The 20,609-nt window shown below is 65.2% G+C and carries 20 protein-coding genes; 9 read left to right on the forward strand and 11 right to left on the reverse strand.

Features of this window, described 5'->3' with window-relative positions; genetic code table 11:
* The first annotated feature begins 2 nt into the window (after positions 1-2).
* The 6 genes from GWQ44_RS03180 to GWQ44_RS03205 all read left to right on the forward strand — a co-directional run bounded on the left by GWQ44_RS03180 (position 3) and on the right by GWQ44_RS03205 (position 5,888).
* A complete protein-coding gene (locus GWQ44_RS03180; protein ID WP_016965416.1) occupies positions 3-1,991 on the forward strand; it encodes a heme lyase CcmF/NrfE family subunit in 1,989 nt (662 codons plus the stop codon).
* The gene (locus GWQ44_RS03185; protein WP_016965415.1) at positions 1,988-2,524 is read left to right on the forward strand and encodes a DsbE family thiol:disulfide interchange protein; all 537 of its coding nucleotides are present in this window, start codon (positions 1,988-1,990) and stop codon (positions 2,522-2,524) included. Before GWQ44_RS03180 ends, GWQ44_RS03185 begins: the two co-directional genes overlap by 4 nt.
* Positions 2,521-2,991, forward strand: a complete 471-nt coding sequence (locus tag GWQ44_RS03190) for a cytochrome c-type biogenesis protein (protein ID WP_016965414.1) — start codon at positions 2,521-2,523, stop codon at positions 2,989-2,991. Before GWQ44_RS03185 ends, GWQ44_RS03190 begins: the two co-directional genes overlap by 4 nt.
* A complete protein-coding gene (gene ccmI, locus GWQ44_RS03195; protein ID WP_275926626.1) occupies positions 2,988-4,187 on the forward strand; it encodes a c-type cytochrome biogenesis protein CcmI in 1,200 nt (399 codons plus the stop codon). Before GWQ44_RS03190 ends, ccmI begins: the two co-directional genes overlap by 4 nt.
* 14 nt (positions 4,188-4,201) lie before the next feature.
* On the forward strand, positions 4,202-4,603 hold the full coding sequence (locus GWQ44_RS03200; protein WP_016965176.1) for a hypothetical protein: 402 nt from the start codon (positions 4,202-4,204) through the stop codon (positions 4,601-4,603).
* Between the two features lie 142 nt (positions 4,604-4,745).
* Positions 4,746-5,888 carry a hypothetical protein gene (locus tag GWQ44_RS03205; protein ID WP_199011547.1) on the forward strand — a complete coding sequence of 381 codons (1,143 nt, stop codon included), beginning with the start codon at positions 4,746-4,748 and terminating at the stop codon, positions 5,886-5,888.
* 8 nt (positions 5,889-5,896) lie between these two features.
* On the opposite strand, the gene GWQ44_RS03210 is transcribed toward GWQ44_RS03205, so the two are convergent.
* Both GWQ44_RS03210 and GWQ44_RS03215 read right to left on the reverse strand, forming a co-directional pair.
* Positions 5,897-6,781, reverse strand: coding sequence for a LysR family transcriptional regulator (locus GWQ44_RS03210; protein ID WP_275926627.1), 885 nt, complete (start codon positions 6,779-6,781; stop codon positions 5,897-5,899).
* A gap of 78 nt (positions 6,782-6,859) precedes the next feature.
* Complete coding sequence (locus GWQ44_RS03215; RefSeq protein ID WP_047302722.1) at positions 6,860-8,068, reverse strand: MFS transporter; 1,209 nt, start codon at positions 8,066-8,068, stop codon at positions 6,860-6,862.
* A 257-nt stretch (positions 8,069-8,325) separates the two neighbouring features.
* On the opposite strand from GWQ44_RS03215, the gene GWQ44_RS03220 reads away from it, so the two are divergent.
* Both GWQ44_RS03220 and GWQ44_RS03225 read left to right on the forward strand, forming a co-directional pair.
* On the forward strand, positions 8,326-8,955 hold the full coding sequence (locus tag GWQ44_RS03220) for a DUF5666 domain-containing protein (protein WP_042941101.1): 630 nt from the start codon (positions 8,326-8,328) through the stop codon (positions 8,953-8,955).
* A 150-nt stretch (positions 8,956-9,105) separates the two neighbouring features.
* Positions 9,106-9,555, forward strand: a complete 450-nt coding sequence (locus GWQ44_RS03225; RefSeq protein ID WP_275926628.1) for a Rid family hydrolase — start codon at positions 9,106-9,108, stop codon at positions 9,553-9,555.
* 66 nt (positions 9,556-9,621) lie between these two features.
* On the opposite strand, the gene GWQ44_RS03230 is transcribed toward GWQ44_RS03225, so the two are convergent.
* The 8 genes from GWQ44_RS03230 to gcl form a co-directional block, all read right to left on the reverse strand.
* A complete protein-coding gene (locus tag GWQ44_RS03230) occupies positions 9,622-10,623 on the reverse strand; it encodes a sulfate ABC transporter substrate-binding protein (RefSeq protein WP_011060028.1) in 1,002 nt (333 codons plus the stop codon).
* Positions 10,624-10,713: 90 nt separating this feature from the next.
* Positions 10,714-11,538 carry an ion transporter gene (locus GWQ44_RS03235; protein ID WP_016965169.1) on the reverse strand — a complete coding sequence of 275 codons (825 nt, stop codon included), beginning with the start codon at positions 11,536-11,538 and terminating at the stop codon, positions 10,714-10,716.
* A 21-nt stretch (positions 11,539-11,559) separates the two neighbouring features.
* On the reverse strand, positions 11,560-12,480 hold the full coding sequence (locus GWQ44_RS03240; RefSeq protein ID WP_275926629.1) for an urea transporter: 921 nt from the start codon (positions 12,478-12,480) through the stop codon (positions 11,560-11,562).
* Between the two features lie 111 nt (positions 12,481-12,591).
* Entirely contained in the window at positions 12,592-14,007 is a 1,416-nt protein-coding gene (gene pyk / locus GWQ44_RS03245; RefSeq protein ID WP_275926630.1) for a pyruvate kinase, read from the reverse strand.
* Complete coding sequence (locus GWQ44_RS03250; RefSeq protein ID WP_047302731.1) at positions 13,997-15,277, reverse strand: glycerate kinase; 1,281 nt, start codon at positions 15,275-15,277, stop codon at positions 13,997-13,999. Before GWQ44_RS03250 ends, pyk begins: the two co-directional genes overlap by 11 nt.
* A gap of 153 nt (positions 15,278-15,430) precedes the next feature.
* A complete protein-coding gene (locus GWQ44_RS03255) occupies positions 15,431-16,324 on the reverse strand; it encodes a 2-hydroxy-3-oxopropionate reductase (protein WP_047302733.1) in 894 nt (297 codons plus the stop codon).
* 111 nt (positions 16,325-16,435) lie between these two features.
* Positions 16,436-17,218: a hydroxypyruvate isomerase gene (gene hyi, locus GWQ44_RS03260; protein ID WP_016965185.1), complete on the reverse strand. Its 783-nt coding sequence runs from the start codon at positions 17,216-17,218 to the stop codon at positions 16,436-16,438.
* Positions 17,219-17,369: 151 nt separating this feature from the next.
* A complete protein-coding gene (gene gcl / locus GWQ44_RS03265) occupies positions 17,370-19,145 on the reverse strand; it encodes a glyoxylate carboligase (RefSeq protein ID WP_275926631.1) in 1,776 nt (591 codons plus the stop codon).
* 269 nt (positions 19,146-19,414) lie between these two features.
* Between gcl and GWQ44_RS03270 the strand changes: the two genes are divergently transcribed.
* Entirely contained in the window at positions 19,415-19,855 is a 441-nt protein-coding gene (locus GWQ44_RS03270; RefSeq protein WP_016968076.1) for a heme-binding protein, read from the forward strand.
* Between the two features lie 142 nt (positions 19,856-19,997).
* Here GWQ44_RS03270 and GWQ44_RS03275 read toward each other — a convergent pair whose 3' ends face one another.
* Positions 19,998-20,606, reverse strand: coding sequence for a TetR/AcrR family transcriptional regulator (locus tag GWQ44_RS03275; RefSeq protein ID WP_016968077.1), 609 nt, complete (start codon positions 20,604-20,606; stop codon positions 19,998-20,000).
* Positions 20,607-20,609: the final 3 nt, after the last annotated feature.

The raw sequence follows: 20,609 nt of genomic DNA on the forward strand, positions 1-20,609 counted from the left end.
CCATGAGTTCCGCACTGTTCATTCCTGAACTCGGCCAACTGGCGATGATCCTCGCCCTGTGCTTTGCCCTGGTCCAGGCCGTGCTGCCGCTGCTGGGCGCCTGGCGTGGCGATCGGCTGTGGATGAGCCTGGCCCAGCCGGCGGCCTGGGGGCAGTTCGCCTTCCTGGTGTTCGCCTTCGGCTGCCTGACCCATGCCTTCATGACCGACGACTTCTCGGTGGCCTATGTGGCCCACAACTCCAACAGCGCCTTGCCCTGGTACTACAAGTTCAGCGCCGTCTGGGGCGCCCACGAAGGATCGCTGCTGCTCTGGGCGCTGATCCTCGGTGGCTGGACCTTCGCCGTGTCGGTGTTCTCGCGCCAGTTGCCCCAGGTCATGCTGGCCCGGGTACTGGCGGTGATGGGCCTGATCAGCACCGGCTTCCTGTCGTTCCTGATCGTCACCTCCAACCCGTTCGCGCGGATCCTGCCGCAAGTGCCGGCCGATGGGCGTGACCTCAATCCGTTGCTGCAGGACATCGGCCTGATCGTGCACCCACCCATGCTCTACATGGGCTACGTCGGTTTCTCGGTGGCCTTCGCCTTCGCCATTGCGGCCTTGCTCGGCGGTCGCCTGGACGCTGCCTGGGCCCGCTGGTCGCGGCCCTGGACCATCGTCGCCTGGGCCTTCCTCGGCATCGGTATCACCCTGGGCTCGTGGTGGGCCTACTACGAACTCGGCTGGGGCGGCTGGTGGTTCTGGGACCCGGTGGAAAACGCCTCGTTCATGCCCTGGCTGGTGGGCACGGCGCTGATCCACTCCCTGGCGGTCACGGAAAAGCGTGGCGTATTCAAGAGCTGGACCGTCTTGCTGGCGATTGCCGCCTTCTCCCTGAGCCTGCTGGGAACCTTCCTGGTGCGTTCTGGGGTCCTGACCTCGGTGCACGCCTTCGCCGCGGATCCCGAGCGTGGCGTGTTCATCCTGATCTTCCTGCTGTTCGTGGTAGGCGGCTCGCTGACCCTGTTCGCCCTGCGCGCGCCGGTGGTCAAGAGTCATGTGGGCTTCAATCTGTGGTCCCGGGAAACCCTGCTGCTGGGCAACAACCTGGTGCTGGTGGTGGCGGCCTCGATGATCCTGCTGGGCACTCTGTATCCGCTGGTGCTGGACGCCCTGACCGGCGCCAAGCTGTCGGTCGGCCCGCCGTACTTCAATGCCCTGTTCATTCCGCTGATGGCCTTGCTGATGGTGGTGATGGCGGTGGGCGTGCTGGTGCGCTGGAAAGACACCCCGGTGAAATGGCTGATGGGCATGCTCGGTCCGGTATTGCTGGGCAGCGTGGCCCTGGCCGTGGTCGCGGGCATTGCCTACGGCGATTTCAACTGGGCGGTGCTGGCGACCTTCCTGCTGGCGGCCTGGGTGCTGCTGGCCGGCGTGCGCGACATCTTCGACAAGACCCGGCACAAGGGCCTGATCAAGGGCCTGCCCGGCCTGACCCGCAGTTACTGGGGCATGCAGCTGGCGCACCTGGGCATCGCGGTCTGCGCCCTGGGGGTGGTGCTGTCGAGCCAGAACAGCGCCGAGCGTGACCTGCGCCTGGAGCCGGGTGAGTCCATGGAACTGGCCGGCTATCACTTTATCTTCGAAGGCGCCAAGCACTTCGAAGGGCCGAACTTCACCTCCGACAAGGGCACCGTGCGCGTGGTGCGCAATGGCAAGGAAGTGGCGGTGCTGCATCCGGAAAAACGCCTGTACACCGTGCAGAGCTCGATGATGACCGAAGCCGGGATCGATGCCGGTTTTACCCGTGACCTGTATGTCGCCCTGGGCGAACCCCTGGGTGAAGGCGCCTGGGCGGTGCGGGTGCACGTCAAGCCGTTCGTGCGCTGGATCTGGTTCGGCGGCCTGCTCACCGGCTTCGGTGGCTTGCTGGCGGCCATGGACCGGCGTTATCGGATCAAGGTTAAAAGCCGCGTGCGCGAAGCACTGGGCATGACAGGAGCCACCGCATGAGACGCTGGATGATGATGTTGCCCCTGGCGGTGTTCCTGGTGGTGGCGGTGTTTCTCTATCGCGGGTTGTACCTGGACCCGGCCGAGCTGCCATCGGCAATGATCGGCAAGCCGTTCCCGGAGTTCTCCCTGCCGTCGGTGCAGGGCGACAAGACCCTGACCCGTGCCGACCTGCTGGGCAAGCCGGCGCTGGTCAACGTCTGGGGCACCTGGTGCATTTCCTGCCGGGTCGAGCACCCGGTGCTGAACAAGCTGGCGGAGAAGGGCGTGGTGATCTACGGCATCAACTACAAGGACGTCAACGCCGACGCCCTGAAGTGGCTGGCCGAATTCCACAACCCCTACCAGCTGGACGTGCGCGACGAGGAGGGCTCCCTGGGGCTCAACCTCGGCGTCTACGGCGCCCCGGAAACCTTCTTCATCGATGCCAAGGGCATCATCCGCGACAAGTTCGTCGGGGTGATCGACGAAGTGGTGTGGCGTGAACAACTGGCTGCCAAGTACCAGGCACTGGTCGATGAGGCCAAGCCATGAAGCGCTGGTTAGCCGCCGCCCTCCTGGGCCTGAGCATCGCCGGCGTGGCCCACGCGGCTATCGATACCTATCAGTTCGCCAGCGACGCCGATCGCGAAAGGTTTCACCAACTGACTAAGGAACTGCGCTGCCCCAAGTGCCAGAACCAGGACATCGCCGACTCCAACGCGCCGATTGCCGCCGACTTGCGCAAAGAGATTTTCCGCATGCTCGGCGAGGGCAAGGACAATCAGCAGATCATCGACTTCATGGTCGACCGCTACGGCGACTTCGTGCGCTACCGGCCGGCCCTGACCGGCAAGACCGCGCTGCTCTGGTTCGGTCCCGCCGGGCTGCTGCTCGGCGGTCTGGTGATCATTGCCGTGATTGTCCGGCGTCGTCGCCTCGAACTGCGCGACAGCCCGCACACGCTTTCCGTCGAAGAGCGTCAGCGCCTCGACCAACTGCTGGATAAAAACCACCCATGATTGATTTCTGGCTTGCAGCAGGCCTGCTGCTCCTGATCGCCCTGAGTTTCCTGTTGATCCCGGTATTGCGCGAGCGTCGTGCCCAGCGTGAAGAGGATCGTACCGCGCTGAACGTGGCGCTTTATGAAGAACGAGTGGCCGAGCTCAACAGTCAGCAAGCCGAAGGCGTGCTCAGTGCCGAACAGATGGACGCCGGGCGCGCCGAAGCGGCCCGCGAGCTGCTGGCGGACACCGAAGGCAGCGGTCCGCTGCGCACCTCGCGCCTGGGCAAGCCGCTGCCGTTGCTGGCGGCGCTGCTGGTGCCGGTGCTGGGGCTTGGCCTCTACCTGCACTTTGGCGCCAGCGACAAGGTCGAGCTGACCCGGGAGTTCGCCCAGGCGCCGCAGTCCATGGAGGAAATGACCCGGCGCCTGGAGCGGGCGGTGGCGGCCCAGCCGGATTCTGCCGAAGGCCTGTATTTCCTCGGGCGCACCTACATGGCCCAGGATCGCCCGGCGGACGCGGCGAAGATCTTCGAACGCACCGTGGCCGTGGCCGGTCGTCAGCCTGAACTGTTGGGGCAATGGGCCCAGGCCCAGTACTTCGCCGACAACAAGCAATGGTCGGACAAGGTCCAGGGCCTGACCGACGAAGCGTTGAAAGCCGATCCCAATGAAGTCACCAGCCTCGGGCTGCTGGGGATCGCCGCCTTCGAAGGCGAGCGCTACCAGGACGCCATCGATTACTGGAAACGGCTGCAGGCGCAATTGCCGCCGGACGACAATTCCCGCGCCGCGCTGCAGGGCGGGATCGACCGCGCCAGCGAGAAGCTGGTGGCCGGTGGCGGCAAGGTTGCCAGTGAACCTGTGGCCAAGGGCGCCTTGCTCAAGGTCCGCGTCGATCTGGCGGCGCAGCTCAAGGCCAAGGTCCAGCCGGGCGACAGCGTGTTCATCTTTGCCCGTGCCACCCAGGGTCCGCCCGCGCCGCTGGCGGCCAAGCGCCTGACGGTGGCCGATCTGCCGGCCACGGTCGAGCTGGGCGATAGCGACGCGATGATGCCGCAGTTGAAACTGTCGAACTTCCCTGAAGTCCAACTGGTGGCGCGCATTTCCCGCGCTGGCAAACCCACCGCCGGCGAGTGGGTGGGGCGTAGCCAGCCATTGCCCAGCAGCACCACCGCCGCGCAACAGCTGACCATCGACAGTCCGGATCAATAACCAGAGAAGCCGCCATGACCGCCATCGCTCGTATCACCCTGTTGTCACTGGTTCTGGGGTTGAGCGCTTGTACGGTCCAGCGGCCGGCGCCAACCTCCTCTGAACCCATTCCGCCCGCGGGGCCGAGCACACGCCCGGCGCCGTCCACGGCCCCGGGCAAGCCCAGTGCGCCGATCCCGGCGGCCAAGCCCTTGCCTCGCACCTCCGCCAGTTTTGCTCCGCCGCCGGGTGGGCACAGCCACTGGGACGCCCGGCTCGGGGTCTACGTGCTGGACGACCAGAGCAACACCTTCTACCGCCAGCGCACCTATTACCGCTGGAACAACGGTTGGAGCCGCTCCATCAGCCCCGACGGACCTTGGGAAGACACCGATGTTCATGGGGTGCCCGCAGGGCTGGGGCGTCAGTTCCAGTAGTTGCCGGGCCCCTGGCCTGGTTGATTGCACCGGCGGCGCTGCACGGCGGCGTGCGCCTTGCCGCGACCAGCGGATGATTTAAGCCCCGGGTCGGCTGGCCGATACAGCGGGGTGTTCCTGAGTATCTGCCGTTGAGCGCCCGATGAAGAAAGACCTGAACAAACCCTATGTCGCGCCGATGGTGTTTTGGCTGGCCGTGGTCGTTGTCCTGCTGTTGCTGTATGGCCTGGGACCGGCAGAGGTGCCGGAACTGATCTACCTGTCCCTGGCACCGCTGTACCTGCTGGTGGCCTTCGCCTTCATGTATTACTTCTTCTGCTGGAGCCTGATCTCGGTGTTGCGCCTCGGCGAGATCGGCTGGAAGAAGGTCGACTACGGCTGGCTGCTGCTGGCTTCCCTGGCGTTGATCAGCGCCACCCAGGCAGTTCGGGTGGACTGGTTCCAGAGCGACTATCAGTGGGCCCAAAGCGAGCAGGCCGGCTTGCAGCGCCGGGTGCTGGCCGAGATCGACGACATGCTCGGCAGTGCGCACTGTCAGGCCGCGCTTGAGCTGCATGAGCCCCAGGACGCGGCCCAGGTCAGCAGCCTGTGCGAGCGTTTTGGTGCGCTGGAGCGCAGCGCCGATGGGCGTCCGTCGACCCTGGCGGTGAGCAAGGTGCAGCAGGCTCTGGATGACCTGCGCGGTGAGTATTCAGCGCCCCTGGTGCAGCAATGGTTGCAGCGTCTGGGACAGACATTCGGCGAATTGGAGCGCCAGCGCGCCGAGGTCCACCGCCTGCATGGGCTGACCCAGGTCAGCCAGGCCGAACGGCTTTACGGCTACTGCGCACCCTTGTTGCTGGTGATCGCCCTGGCCTTGCGCGCCGCCAAGGTCACGGGCGAGGTGCTGCTCAAGGCGCCCCAGCGGCGCCGGCTGTGGCTGATCGTCAACCGGCGCGTGGTGCTCGACGGCCTGGGCTTTGTCCGCGGCGCCCGGGCGCGACTGGACGAAGCCCTGAGGAACTGGCGCGTGGCTCGTTGGGGCGTGGTGCACCTGTCCTGTGACTTCATCGCTGCGGCCAGTCCCCAGGACACACCGGTGGCGGTGGTCCCGGGTTTCTATGAAAACGAATTCCGCCTGGCGACCCTGGCCGCTTTCGATGGCAGCGAGTTCGTGCAGTGGGCCGCCACCCAGACCATCGACATCCTGTACCTGGTCGGCGAAACCGATCAGGGCCTGATCGAGCGCCTGCGGCGCTGGGGCGAGGCGCTGAACATCGAGGTGCTGGTCCGCGAGCGCATCTGAAGCCCGTTTCAGAGGCGCTCCAGCAGCAGCTCCACGTACTCGACGAAGGCCCGGGCCTTGGCACTCACCAGGCGCCCGCCGGGAAATACCGCCCACAGTTGCTGCCGAGGCAACTGCCAGTCGGTCAGCAGCGCCTTGACCGCGCCGCTGGCCAACTCCGGGGCGAACATCCATTGCGAGGCGATCGCCAGGCCCTGATGGGCCAGGACCGCGGCACGCAAGCCTTCCGCGGCATTGACCCGAATCCTGCCGCTGACACTCACCTGCTGTTCTTGGTCACCCTGGGAAAAGTGCCAGAAATGGCCGGGCCCCCGGTTGTAGATCAGGGCCTGGTGTTGGCTCAGATCCGCCGGATGCCGGGGCTCGCCGTGCGTGGCCAGGTACGCCGGGGTGGCCAGCAGCAGGCGGGGGCATTCGGCGATTTTGCGCGCGGTGAGGGACGAGTCGGCCAGGTTGCCCATGCGCAGCGCCACATCCACCCCGGCTTCCACCAGATTGATGTGCTGATCGTCCAGCACCACGTCGACCTGCAGGCCGGGGTGACGATCAAGAAAGGCCCCCAGGTGGGGCACGATGTGCATGCGGGCGAAGGTCACAGCGGCGCCGATGCGCAGGGTGCCGTGCAATGCCGCAGCCGACCCGCGGGCGGCGTTCTCCGCCTCGCAGGCCTCCTCCAGGGTGCGCCGGGCCCGTTCGAAATAGGCCAGGCCGGCCTCGGTGGGGGTCAAGCCGCGGGTGGAACGCAACAACAGCCGCACCTGCAGATGGGCCTCCAACTGGGCAATGCTTTTCGATACGGCAGGCTGGCCCAGGTTCAGGCGTCGGGCGGCAGCGGAGAAGGAGCCGCTTTCCACCACATGCACAAAGGTCTCCATCGCGGCTAGGCGGTCCATCGGTTGTCCTTGCAGGAGAGGGGAGGAGGGCACCCGGGAGCGGGCGCCGAGACTATCGCCGGGTTCAGCCCGAGTTGCCTAGGCACGCGCTGCTCGGCGGTTGTCCGCCACCAGCAGGAAACGCAGCAGCGCCAGCAGTGGGAAGGCGCTGCCCACCAGCGCCACGCCCAGCCAGCCGCTGTGTTCGTACACCGCACTGGCAATCGATGAGCCGAAGGCGCCACCGATGAAGATGCTGGTCATGTACAGCGCGTTGAGGCGGCTGCGGCTGTGGGCGTCCAGGGCATACACCGCCCGTTGCCCGAGCACCATGTTCATTTGTACGCAGAAGTCCAGGACCACCCCGGTCACCGCCAGGCCAATCACGCTGTAGGCGGGATGGATCAGCGTCGGGACAAAGCTCAGGGCCGCCAGGAGCATGGCCAGCAGCGAGGCGATACGGGTGTGGCCGGCATCCGCCAGGCGCCCGCTGATGGGGGCGGCGACGGCACCGATGGCGCCGACCAGGGCGAAGATCGCGATCTGGCTCTGCGACAGGCCGTGATGCCGGGCCAGCTCCAGGGGCGCCGCGGTCCAGAACAGGCTGAAGCTGGCGAACATGCAGCCCTGGTAGAAGGCCCGCTGGCGCAAGACCGGTTGCCGGCGCAGCAGGCTTCCCAGTGAGCGCAGCAGCTGGCCGTAAGTGGCGCTATGGGCCGGTTGGCGCTGGGGCATGGTCAGCATCAGGACCAGGCTGATGCCCGCCATCAGCACGGCGGCCGCAACGAACATCGCGCGCCAGCCAAACAGATCGGCCACCACGCTGGACACCGGACGGGCCAGGAGAATCCCCAGCAGCAGGCCGCCCATGATCCCGCCTACCACACGGCCGCGGGACTCTTCCGGGGCCAGGTGCGCGGCCAGGGGAATGAGGATCTGCACCGACACCGAGCTGAAGCCGATCAGCAGCGACACCAGGAGAAAGACGTTGGGCTGCTGGGTCCAGGCCGCTCCCAGCAGGCTGGCGATGGCCACCAGGGTGGTGATCACCATCAACCGGCGGTTTTCCAGCAAGTCTCCCAGGGGCACCAGGAAGAACAGGCCCAGGGCGTAGCCGATCTGGGTCAGGGACACGATCAGGCTGGCCAGGGAGCTGGACAGGCCGAGGTCCGGGGCGATCAGCTCGATGATGGGTTGGGCGTAGTAGATGTTGGCGACGATGGCCCCGCAGCAGAAGGCGAACAGCAGCACCATGCCTCGGGTCATTGTCACGCTGCGCAGGGGCAGCGCCTGGGTCGTTGAACTCATCGGAATTCTCTTGGCGGCGAAAAGAGGGGCAAGGTTAAGAGGCGGCGCGCTAACGCAGTAGAGAGCGCCGGGCAATAGCATTTATTCCTGCGGGGAATAAATGACCGATTCAAGGCGTTGCGCTGCCGGCCGGGACGGATGCCGCTGACGAGGGCTGATGATACATTTACTTACATCTTGTTCGATAGCATGCTCATGTTCGCCATCCGCCCCGGAAGTGGCCTGGGGCCCCCTTTTCAATCGAGGAAATCCATCCCATGAATCGGTCTATGCGTGGTTTGTTGTGCGCCGCTCAGGGCGTTGTCCTGGCGCTCACCCTGGTGGGCGCCGCGGCCCGGGCCCAGGATGCTCCGGGCATGCGCATGGGTGTGCGCGGCGAGATCACCGGGGTCAGCGGCGACTGGGTGCGGGTGCATGTCAACAGCGGTGAAAACGTCAGCGTCGAGCTGACGCCACAGACCCAGGTGCGCGGGGTGACCCTGGCCAACATCGAGGACATCAAGCCCGGCAGCTACATCGGCTCGGCGGCAATGCCCATGGCCGACGGCACGCTCAAGGCCCTGGAAGTGCATGTCTTTCCCGCGCAGATGGCCGGCACCGGGGACGGTCATCGGCCCTTCGACCTGGCCAAGGGCAGCAGCATGACCAACGGCAGCGTCGGTGATCTGGTGGTCAGCAATGGCCGTACCCTGACCGTCAATTACAAGGGCGGGCAGCAGAAGATCCTGGTGCCGGACGACGTTCCCATCGTCAATCTCACCCCCGGGGATCGCAGCCTGCTCAAGGCCGGGGTCAAGGTGGTGATGTTCGTCACCCAGAGCGCCGACGGCAAACTCATCGCCCAGTCGATTTCCGCGGGCAAGGATGGGGTGGCACCGCCCATGTAAGGCGGTTGTCGGCGGCGTGCAATCGCCCGTTCCGGCCCTGCCGTGCCCAGGCTTGCATTGCCAAATGTTGCCGTGCCGCGGTTGCGGTGGCACTCGCTGAAACCTTGGTTTAGGGTTTGCGGTTGTTCAGTGCGGCGGGAGTGCCTTCTTATGGAAAAGTCGACGTTTAACCCAGCCAGTGTGTTCAATTCCCTGCAATACGGTTTCAGTCAGGCCGTGGAAGTGCGAGGCGGCCGGCGCCTGCTGCTGTCCGGCCAAGTGGGGGTGGATGAACAGGAGCGGACGGTCGGCCCCGGCCTGCGCGAGCAGACCGAGCGGGCCTTCGACAACATCGAAAGGGTCCTGGCCGCGGCAGGCGGCCAGATGGCGGATGTGGTGATGCTGCGCATCTACATCGCCGAGGCGGCCCGGGATCAGCAGGAACACATCAGCACGGTGCTGCTGGAGCGCTTTGCCAGCCAGCCACCGGCGTCCTCATGGATCATCGTCAGTGGCCTGTCCCTGCCCGAGTGGCTGATCGAGGTCGAGGTCGAGGCGGTGCTGGAGGAGCGCCATCAGGTGGCCGAGGCGGCTTTGTTCAATCCGGCGCGAGCCCTTTGAACTGGGCGATCAGGGCCTAAAAAAAAGCGACCGCCAGGGTCGCTTTTTTCATTCAGCCGCGAGGGCTCATTTGGCGTTGGTGTAGATCTGGTCGAAGATCCCGCCGTCGTTGAAGTGGGTCTTCTGCACGCTGCGCCAGTCGCCGAAGGTCTTCTCCACCGAGAGGAAGTCGACTTTCGGGAAGCGGTCGGTGTACTTGGCCAGCACCTTCGGGTCCCGTGGGCGCAGGTAGTTGTTGGCGGCGATTTCCTGGCCTTCCGGCGACCACAGGTACTTCAGGTATTCCTCGGCCGCGGCGCGGGTGCCTTTCTTCTCCACCACCTTGTCCACCACCGATACCGGCGGCTCGGCTTCGGCGGACACGCTCGGGTAGATCACCTCGAACTGATCGCGGCCGAATTCGCGGGCGATCATTTCCGCTTCGTTCTCAAAGGTCACCAACACGTCGCCGATCTGGTTGGTCATGAAGGTGGTGGTGGCGGCGCGGCCACCGGTGTCCAGCACCGGCGCCTGCTTGAACAGCTTGCCGACGAAGTCCTTGGCCTTGTTCTCGTCGCCGCCGTTCTTCAGCACGTAACCCCAGGCCGAGAGGTAGGTGTAGCGGCCGTTACCCGAAGTCTTGGGGTTGGGCACAATCACTTGCACGCCATCCTTGAGCAGGTCCGGCCAGTCTTTCAGGGCCTTGGGGTTGCCCTTGCGCACGATGAACACGGTGGCCGAGGTGAAGGGCGCGCTGTTGTTCGGCAGGCGCGTGACCCAGTTGTCCGGCACCAGTTTGCCGTTGTCCGCCAGGGCGTTGATGTCGGTGGCCATGTTCATGGTGATGACATCCGCCGGCAGGCCGTCGATCACCGAGCGTGCCTGTTTGCTGGAGCCGCCGAAGGACATCTGCAGGGTGATGTTCTCGTTGTGCTCGGCTTTCCAGTGTTTCTGGAAGGCGGCGTTGTAGTCCTTGTAGAAGTCGCGCATCACGTCGTAGGACACGTTGAGCAGGGTCGGGGCGGCCTGGGCGACGCTGCCCAGGGCCAGGCCGGCCGCCAGAAGCGAAGCGCTGAAGAGTTTTTTCACTGCACATTCCTTTTGTTCGAGAGTGAAGGCAATTTGCCGCCGACTATAGCCGGGGCGCTATATCTCTTTAAAGATTAAAAAGAACTTTGCTTATTCCAGTTTCTTGAACAGCGCATTGCCGCAGCGCGAGCAGAAGGCCGCGGACGGTTCGTGGCTGTTCTTGCGGCACACCGGGCAGTCATGCTTGAGCTGTTCGCCACGCATGGCGCTGGCCAGTTCCGCGGTGAAGATCCCGGTAGGCACGGCGATGATCGAGTAACCGGTGATCATCACCATCGACGAGATCATCTGGCCGATCACGGTCTTGGGCACGATATCGCCATAGCCCACGGTGGTCAGGGTGACGATGGCCCAGTAGATGCCCTTGGGGATGCTGGTGAAGCCATGCTCCGGGCCTTCCACCACGTACATCAGGGTGCCGAACACCGTGACCAGGGTGCAGACGCTGAGCAGGAACACCAGGATCTTCTGCTTGCTGCCGCGCAAGGCGTCCAGCAGGTAATGGGCCTGTTTCAGGTAGGGCGCCAGCTTGAGCACGCGGAAGATCCGCAGCATGCGGATGATACGGATGATCAGCAGGTACTGGGCGTCGCTGTAGTACAGGGCAAGGATGCCGGGGACGATCGCCAGCAGATCCACCAGGCCATAGAAACTGAAGGCGTAGCGCAGCGGCTTGGGCGAGCAGTACAGGCGCAGCCCGTACTCGATGGCGAAGATCAGGGTGAAGCCCCATTCGATGAAGGCCAGGACATTGGCGTAGTTGCTGTGCACCTCGTCGATGCTGTCGAGAATCACGATCACCAGGCTGGCGAGGATGATCAGCAGCAAGGCGGTGTCGAAGCGTCTTCCGGCCACCGTATCGGTCTGGAAGATCATTACGTAGAGGCGCTGGCGCCAGTTGTCGCTGTTACCCATGGGAATCGCCTGAATCAAAGATCAGCGCAGCCTAGGGGGAGAGGATGGGGGAGCGCAAGGTGTGTTGTCCCGGGGCGTGCGGTCCAGAACCCGGGCGGCGGCATGCACCAGCCAGCAGGCGATGACGAAGGGCGCGGTGAGGGGCGCAAGACCCAGGCTGACGATCCCGGGGGTGATCAGCAGGGCCAGGATCATCCCCGCCAGGGGCCGCCACGGAGCACGGGCCTGCTGACCCAGGGCCAGGGCCACCAGCGCGCAGTTGTAGCCGCCCAGGCCCGACAGGGCCTGAGCCTGTTGCTGTTGCATCAGAGCCAGGGCCAGGCCGCAGGCCGAACCGATCAGGGCCCAGGCCGCCGCCCGGCGGTTGGCCAGCAGCAGTCCGAGGAGAATCAGCAGCCCGGCCAGCGGCTGGCCGAGGAACATGATCTGGCCCAGGCCCTGGAGCAGGCCGCCCAGCAGGCTTCCCGGGGACAGTTCGGGCGCCGCCAGGGGCAGCGCTGCCTGGGGGGGCATCAGGCTCAGCAACAGCCAGCCAAGGCCGACGAAGGGCGCGGTGTAGGCCGGCAGGCTGTGCGGCTGGCGAGCGCGCTTGAGCCACTGCTGGGTGAGGATCGCGCTGAGGCCGGCGGCGGCGATGATCAGCGGCGGCAGCAGCACCGACCAGGGCAGGTACAGGCTCAGCAGCAGGCCCAGGAGCACACCGTTGTAGCTGAAGAGCCCGGCTTGCCGGTCGGCCTTGGCGTAGCCCCGGCGTTGTGCCGTGAGCAGTCCGGCCAGGGCGCCGAGCAGGGCTCCGCCGAGTTGGGCCGGGGCGCCGACCAGGATCGCCAGCAGGCACAACAGGCCGCACAGCGGATGGCGCTGGAGGAAAATCTGACTGAAACCGTTGAGCAAGGCAGTGGCCCAATCGGGGCAGAAGGCGTTGAAAGACTGTGCAGGCATGGTGGAAGTCGATGGGTGCGGCGCCTACCGCGTGCAGCGTTCGCTGCCGGTGGCCGCCTCTTCGGGCGGCTTCCGGCAGGTCGAGTGCGCTGCGGCGGCAGTGGCTACGGGTCAGAGAAGGGTTTCGACACGCAGGGAGTTGGTGGTCCCCGGCTGGCCGAATGGCACGCCGGTGGTGATCACCACGGTATCGCCGCGCTTGGCCAGGCCCTGGGCCTGGGCGATCTCCAGCGCCGTGGCGCACACCTCGTCCACCTGGCGCAGGCGGTCATTGACCACCGAGTGCACGCCCCAGGTCAGGGTCAGGCGGCGCGCGGTGGCCAGGTTCGGCGTCAGGTTGAGGATGGGCACCGATGGCCGTTCCCGGGCGGCACGCAGGGTCGAGCTGCCCGATTCGCTGTAGTTCACCAGCACCGCCACCGGCAGGATGCTGCACACCCGGCGGATCGCGCAGCTGATGGCGTCGGACACCGTCGCCTCGGCCTGGGGCCGGCTGACATCCAGTTGGGTCTGGTAATCGAGACCGCTCTCCACCTGGCGGATGATCTTGCTCATCATCTGCACCGCTTCCAGCGGGTATTCGCCAGAGGCGGTTTCCGCCGACAGCATCACCGCATCGGCGCCTTCGGCCACGGCGTTGGCCACGTCGGTGACCTCGGCCCGGGTCGGGGCGGGAGAAAAGCGCATGGATTCGAGCATCTGGGTGGCCACCACCACCGGTTTACCCAACTGGCGGCAGGTGCTGATGATGGTTTTCTGGATCTGCGGCACGCTTTCCGCCGGCACCTCCACCCCCAGGTCGCCCCTGGCCACCATGATCGCGTCGCTCAGTTCGGCGATTTCCCGTAGCTGGGTCACCGCTGAAGGCTTCTCGATCTTGGCCATCAGGTAGGCCTTGTCGCCGATCAGCGTGCGGGCTTCACGGATGTCTTCCGGGCGCTGCACGAAGGACAGCGCCACCCAGTCCACCCCCAGTTCCAGGCCGAAGCTCAGGTCGCAGCGGTCCTTGGCGGTCAGTGGGCTGAGGTCGAGCACGGCCTGGGGCACGTTGACCCCCTTGCGGTCCGACAGTTCGCCGCCATTGAGCACGGTGGTCTCGATGGCGTCGGCGTGCTTGGCGATGACCCGCAGGCGCAGCTTGCCGTCGTCCAGCAGCAGGTCCATGCCCGGCTCCAGGGCGGCGATGATTTCCGGGTGCGGCAGGCTGACCCGCTGGGCGTTGCCCGGGGTCGGGTCGAGGTCCAGGCGCAGGGCTTGCCCGCGCACCAGTTGCACCTTGCCTTCGGCGAAGGTGCCGACTCGCAGTTTCGGCCCCTGCAGGTCCATGAGGATGCCCAGGGGGTAGTTCAGTTCACGCTCGACCTGGCGGATCCATTCAAAGCGCTGGGCATGGTCGGCATGGGCGCCGTGGCTGAAGTTGAGCCGGAAGATATTCACCCCGGCTTGTACCAGCTCGCGGATGTCCTCGATGCCATCGATGGCCGGGCCCAGGGTGGCGAGGATTTTGACCTTCTTGTCAGGCGTCATGTTTGGGGGTCTCGAGAATCAGGATGGCGCGGAAGTCGTTGACGTTGGTGCGGGTCGGCTCGGTGACGATCAGGTCGCCCAGCGCCGCGAAGTAGCCGTAGCCGTTGTTGTTGTCCAGCTCGTCGCTGGCGCTCAGGCCCAGGGCCGCGGCGCGGGCGTAGCTGTCCGGGGTCATGATGGCCCCGGCGTTGTCTTCGGAACCGTCGATGCCGTCGGTATCGCCAGCCAGGGCGTAGATGCCCGGGTGGCCCTTGAGGCTGTCGGTGAGGCTCAGGAGGAACTCGGCATTGCGTCCGCCACGGCCATTGCCGCGCACGGTGACCGTGGTTTCACCGCCGGAGAGGATCACGCAGGGCGCCGCCAGGGGTTGACCGTGCAAGGCCACCTGACGGGCGATGCCGGCGTGAACCTTGGCCACCTCGCGGGATTCGCCTTCCAGGTCGCCGAGGATCAGTGGGCTGTAGCCGGCCTGGCGGGCTTTCACCGCGGCGGCTTCCAGGGATTGCTGGGGCCGGGCGATCAACTGGAAATGGCTGCGCTCCAGGCATGGGTCACCGGGCTTGATGGTTTCCGACTCGGGGCTGTGCAACCAGCTGCGCACAGCGGCCGGAACCTGAATCTCGTAGCGCTTGAGAATCGCCAGGGCTTCGGCCGAGGTGCTCGGGTCGGCCACGGTGGGGCCGGAGGCGATGACCGTCGCCAGATCGCCGGGGACATCGGATATCGCGTAGGTGTAGACCGTGGCCGGCCAGCAGGCCTTGGCCAGGCGGCCGCCCTTGATCGCCGAGAGGTGCTTGCGCACGCAGTTCATCTCGCCGATGGTGGCGCCGGATTTGAGCAGGGCCTTGTTGATGGCCTGCTTGTCGGCCAGGGTGATGCCGGCGGCGGGCAGGGCGAGCAAGGCCGAGCCGCCGCCGGACAGCAGGAAGATCACCCGGTCCTGTTCCGACAGGTTGCTGACCAGTTCCAGCACGCGCTTGGCCACGGCCAGGCCGGCGGCGTCGGGCACCGGGTGGGCGGCTTCGACCACTTCGATCTTGCTGCAGGGGGCGCCGTGACCGTAGCGCGTGACCACCAGTCCGCTGACCTCGCCCTGCCAGCTGTGCTCCACCACCTGGGCCATGGCCGCCGCGGCCTTGCCGGCACCGATGACGATCACTCGACCGCTGCGGTCGCTGGGGAGATGGGCTTGCAGAACCTGTTGCGGATGGGCGGCGTCGATGGCTGTGGCGAACAGCTCACGGAGGAATTGTTGCGGATCGACCGACATGGCGGGCTCCCGGATTTCTTGTTATGGGGGGCTTGAAGCGGGAGTAGCCGCCACCTCAGGCGGCGACAAGGTTGGCAGGGCCTGTCCCTGGCCCGCCGTGAGGCGTTTCCTGCGAACCTTGGTACAGCCTGAGGCAGCGGCTACATAGGGTGGTTATTTTTTCTCGCGGATCGAGAAGTTGGCCATGTGCTCCAGGCCCTTGATCAGCGCCGAGTGGTCCCAGTTGGCGCCACCGATGGCGCTGCAGGTGCTGAACACTTGCTGGGTGCCGGCGGTGTTGGGCAGGTTGATGCCCAGCTCGCGGGCGCCGCTGAGGGCCAGGTTCAGGTCCTTCTGGTGCAGGTTGATGCGGAAGCCCGGATCGAAGGTGCCCTTGATCATCCGCTCGCCGTGCACTTCGAGGATCTTCGAGGAGGCGAAGCCGCCCATCAGTGCTTCGCGCACCTTGGCCGGGTCGGCGCCGTTCTTCGCGGCGAACAGCAGGGCTTCGGCCACGGCCTGGATATTCAGGGCGACGATGATCTGGTTGGCCACCTTGGCGGTCTGGCCGTCACCGTTGCCGCCGACCAGGGTGATGTTCTTGCCCATGCTCTGGAACAGCGGCAGGGCGCGTTCGAAGGCCTGGCTGTCGCCGCCGACCATGATGCTCAGGGTCGCGGCCTTGGCCCCGACTTCACCGCCGGATACCGGGGCGTCCAGGTACTGCGCGCCTTTCTCGTTGATTTTGGCGGCGAAGGCCTTGGTCGCGGTGGGGGAGATGGAGCTCATGTCGATGACGATCTTGCCCTTGCCGATCCCGGCGGCAACGCCGTCGGCACGCAGCAGCACGTCTTCGACCTGAGGGGTATCGGGCACCATGATGATGACGAATTCGGCTTCCTGGGCCACTTCCTTGGGCGAGGCCAGGGCCACCGCGCCAGCGGCGATCAGATCAGCCGGGGCCTTGCCGTGGTGTTCCGAGAGCAGCAGCGAGTGACCGGCTTTCTGCAGGTTGGCGGCCATGGGGTGGCCCATGATGCCGGTGCCGATAAATCCGATTTTAGCCATGATAAAAATCCTCTATTCAACGGGACCCTGTAGGCGCTGGCTGGCCAGCGAAGGCGCAGCACTGCTTGCGGGCCTGTTCGCCGGCGAGCCGGCTCCTACAGGGGGACGGGTTCAGATTGCGTTGTGGGTTTTCAGCCAGCCGAGGCCGGCCTCGGTGGTGGTCAGCGGCTTGTACTCGCAGCCGACCCAGCCCTGGTAGCCGATGCGGTCCAGGTGCTCGAAGAGGAAGCGGTAGTTGATCTCGCCGGTGCCCGGCTCGTTGCGCCCGGGGTTGTCCGCCAGCTGGATGTGGTTGATCTGGCCCAGGTGGTTGGCCATGGTCCGGGCCAGGTCACCCTCCATGATTTGCATGTGGTAGATGTCGTACTGCAGGTACAGGTTGGCGCTGCCCACCTGTTCGCGAATCGCCAGCGCCTGGGCGGTGTTGTTGAGGTAGAAGCCTGGAATGTCGCGGGTGTTGATCGCTTCCATCACCAGCTTGATGCCCACCGCCTGCAGCTTGTCGGCGGCGTACTTGAGGTTGGCGACGAAGGTCTTTTCCAGCAGCGCCTCATCGGCGCCTTGTGGACGGATGCCGGCCAGGCAGTTGATCTGGGTATTGCCCAGGACCTGGGCGTAGGCGATGGCCAGGTCGACCCCGGCCCGGAATTCCTCGACCCGGTCGGGCAGGCAGGCGATACCGCGCTCACCCTTGGCCCAGTCACCGGCCGGCAGGTTGAACAGCACCTGGGTCAGGCCGTTGGCATCGAGTTGCGCCTTGATCTCGGCGGAGCTGAATTCGTAGGGAAACAGGTATTCGACGCCGCTGAAACCGGCATCGGCGGCAGCCTTGAAGCGGGCGAGGAAGTCCTGTTCGGTGAACAGCATGGACAGGTTGGCGGCAAAACGCGGCATGGTGGTCTCCTGTGAAACGGTGATGCCTGTGGTGGGCGCTCAGACGGCAGTCGGGCTGCCCCGGCGACCTCTCTGGACAAGAGGGCGAGCGGGGCAATCCCGGCAAGGTTCGGGTGAACCCGATGACAGCCTGAGGCCGCGGCTACAGGGGTTAGTCGAGCAGGGAAATCGCGGTAGGGGCGTCGTTGCCCACCAGCGCCAGGTCTTCGAACTCGTTGACTGCGTTGATCTCGGTGCCCATGGAAATGTTGGTCACGCGCTCCAGGATGATCTCCACCACCACCGGCACCTTGTAGGTCTGGAGCATTTCCTGGGCCTGGCGCAGGGCCGGCTGGATGTCCTTGGGTTCGAACACCCGCAGGGCCTTGCAACCCAGGCCTTCGGCGACCGCTACGTGGTCGACGCCGTAGCCGTTGAGTTCCGGGGCGTTGAGGTTGTCGAAGGACAGCTGCACGCAGTAGTCCATGTCGAAACCGCGCTGGGCCTGGCGGATCAGCCCCAGGTAGGAGTTGTTCACCACCACGTGGATGTAGGGCAGGTTGAACTGCGCGCCCACCGCCAGCTCTTCGATCATGAACTGGAAGTCGTAGTCGCCGGACAGGGCCACCACCTGGCGATTCGGGTCGGCCTTGACCACGCCCAGCGCCGCGGGAATGGTCCAGCCCAGCGGGCCGGCCTGGCCGCAGTTGATCCAGTGACGCGGCTTGTAGACGTGGAGGAACTGCGCGCCGGCAATCTGCGACAGGCCGATGGTGCTGACGTAGCAGGTGTCCTTGCCGAACACCTGGTTCATCTCTTCGTACACGCGCTGCGGCTTGACCGGCACGTTGTCGAAGTGGGTCTTGCGATGCAGGCTGGCCTTGCGCTGCTGGCAGTCATGCAGCCAGGCGCTGCGGTCTTTCAACTTGCCGGCGGTCTGCCATTCACGAGCCACTTCCAGCAGCACGGTCAGGGCGCTGCCCGCGTCGGAGACGATGCCCAGGTCCGGAGTGAAGACACGGCCGATCTGGGTCGGTTCGATGTCCACGTGGATGAACTTGCGGCCTTCGGTATAGACGTCCACCGAGCCGGTGTGGCGGTTGGCCCAGCGGTTGCCGATGCCCAGCACGGTGTCGGACTTGAGCAGGGTGGCGTTGCCGTAGCGATGGGAGGTCTGCAGGCCGACCATGCCCACCATCTGGGGGTGATCGTCAGGGATGGTGCCCCAGCCCATCAGGGTCGGGATTACCGGGATACCGGTCAGTTCGGCGAACTCCACCAGCAGGTCGCTGGCGTCGGCGTTGATCACGCCACCACCGGCCACCAGCAATGGACGCTCGGCCTGGTCCAGCAGGGCCAGGACCTTTTCCGCCTGCAAGCGGGTTGCCGCGGGCTTGGCCAGGGGCAGGGGCTGGTAGGCGTCGATGTCGAATTCGATTTCCGCCATCTGCACGTCGAATGGCAGGTCGATCAGCACCGGGCCGGGACGGCCGGAGCGCATTTCGTAGAAGGCTTTCTGGAAGGCGTAGGGCACCTGGCCCGGCTCCAGCACGGTGGTGGCCCACTTGGTCACCGGCTTGACGATGCTGGTGATGTCCACGGCCTGGAAGTCTTCCTTGTGCAGCCGGGCCCGGGGTGCCTGGCCGGTGATGCAGAGAATCGGGATCGAGTCGGCCGAGGCGCTGTACAGGCCGGTGACCATGTCGGTGCCGGCCGGGCCGGAAGTGCCGATGCACACACCGATGTTGCCGGCCTTGGTGCGGGTGTAGCCCTCGGCCATGTGCGAGGCGCCTTCAACGTGGCGGGCGAGGACGTGATCGATGCCACCGACCTTCTGCAGCGCGGAATACAGCGGGTTGATGGCGGCACCCGGGATGCCAAAAGCGGTATCGACCCCTTCGCGGCGCATCACCAGAACGGCGGCTTCGATTGCTCTCATTTTGCTCATGGTTTTGTGCCTCTTACGTTTTGTAATTGTATACAAGTGGCTTTTCACAAAGTGTATTCACGGCGAGCGACGCAGGTCAATGGATTTTCTTGAGCTACAGTGGCTTTTGCCGAAGCCCCGATAAACCGGCGTCCATTTGTCGCATGTGGTGATTTTCGCGATTTATTGTATACAAAAAATAAATTCATTGTGTTCTATTTGCTGTATCGGACTTCTACTACCAGAAGCATTCCTCAGGCTTTCTCAATAACAAGATAAGGACGGCACCCATGAGCGCTTTAACCTTGAAAGTCGCAGTCAACCTGGCCAATCAGGCCATCAGTGCGGGGCGCCAGATCAGTGCGGCGCCCTTGACCATCGCCGTGCTGGACGCCGGCGGGCATCTGGTGACCCTGCAAAGGGAAGATGGCGCCAGCCTGCTGCGTCCGCAGATCGCCATCGGCAAGGCCTGGGGCGCGATTGCCCTGGGCAAGGGGTCGCGCCTGCTGGCCCTGGACGCGCAGCAGCGCCCGGCCTTTATCGGCGCGTTGAATGGTCTGGGGCAGGGCAGCGTGGTGCCGGCGCCGGGCGGGGTCCTGATCCGGGATCAGGCGGGGGCGGTGATTGGGGCGATCGGCATCAGTGGCGACACCTCGGACATCGACGAGCAATGCGCCATCAGCGCCATCGAAGCTCAGGGCCTGGCGGCGGACGCCGGCGTCAGCGCGTAATCCTCAACCTTGCGGGCCCGGCCCCGGCCCGTAGCCGCTGTCGAGCCCGCGAAAAGGTCCGCAGGACCTTGCTGGTGTCTTGATATTTCTGCGCGCAGTTTGCCGCAACAAAAGAAGTGCACGGGAAGGGGCGCAAACGCGATCAGCGATCCGGTTCGCAGCCCTTGAGCACCAGGCGGATGATGGTCTGCGCCGCGGCCTCGTAGTCTTCTTCGGTGAGCTTGGCCTTGCCGGTGACCACCGAGATCTGCCAGTCGAAGTCGGCGTAGGTCTGGGTCGCGGCCCAGATGCTGAACATCAGGTGGTTGGGGTCGAGCGGGGCGATCAGGCCGCGATCGATCCAGGTCTGGATGCATTCGATGTTGTGCTTGGCCTGGGCGTTGAGCTGTTGCACCTGCTCCGGGCTCAGGTGCGGCGCGCCATGCATGATTTCGCTGGCGAACACTTTGGAGGCGAACGGCAGGTCGCGGGAGATGCGGATCTTCGAGCGGATATAGCCGCTGAGCACTTCGCTGGGCACGCCGTCGGCATTGAACGGCGTGGAGGCCTGGAGAATCGGTTCGATGATGCTTTCCAGCACCTCGCGATAGAGGTTTTCCTTGGACTTGAAGTAGTAGTAGACGTTGGGTTTGGGCAATCCGGCCTTGGCGGCGATGTCGCTGGTCTTGGTCGCGGCAAAGCCCTTGTCGGCAAACTCTTCGCTGGCGGCCCGCAGGATCAGTTCTTTATTGCGCTCGCGGATGGTGCTCATAAA

The organism is Pseudomonas sp. 3MA1 (genome assembly GCF_029237275.1).
GTDB lineage: Bacteria > Pseudomonadota > Gammaproteobacteria > Pseudomonadales > Pseudomonadaceae > Aquipseudomonas > Aquipseudomonas fluorescens_AP.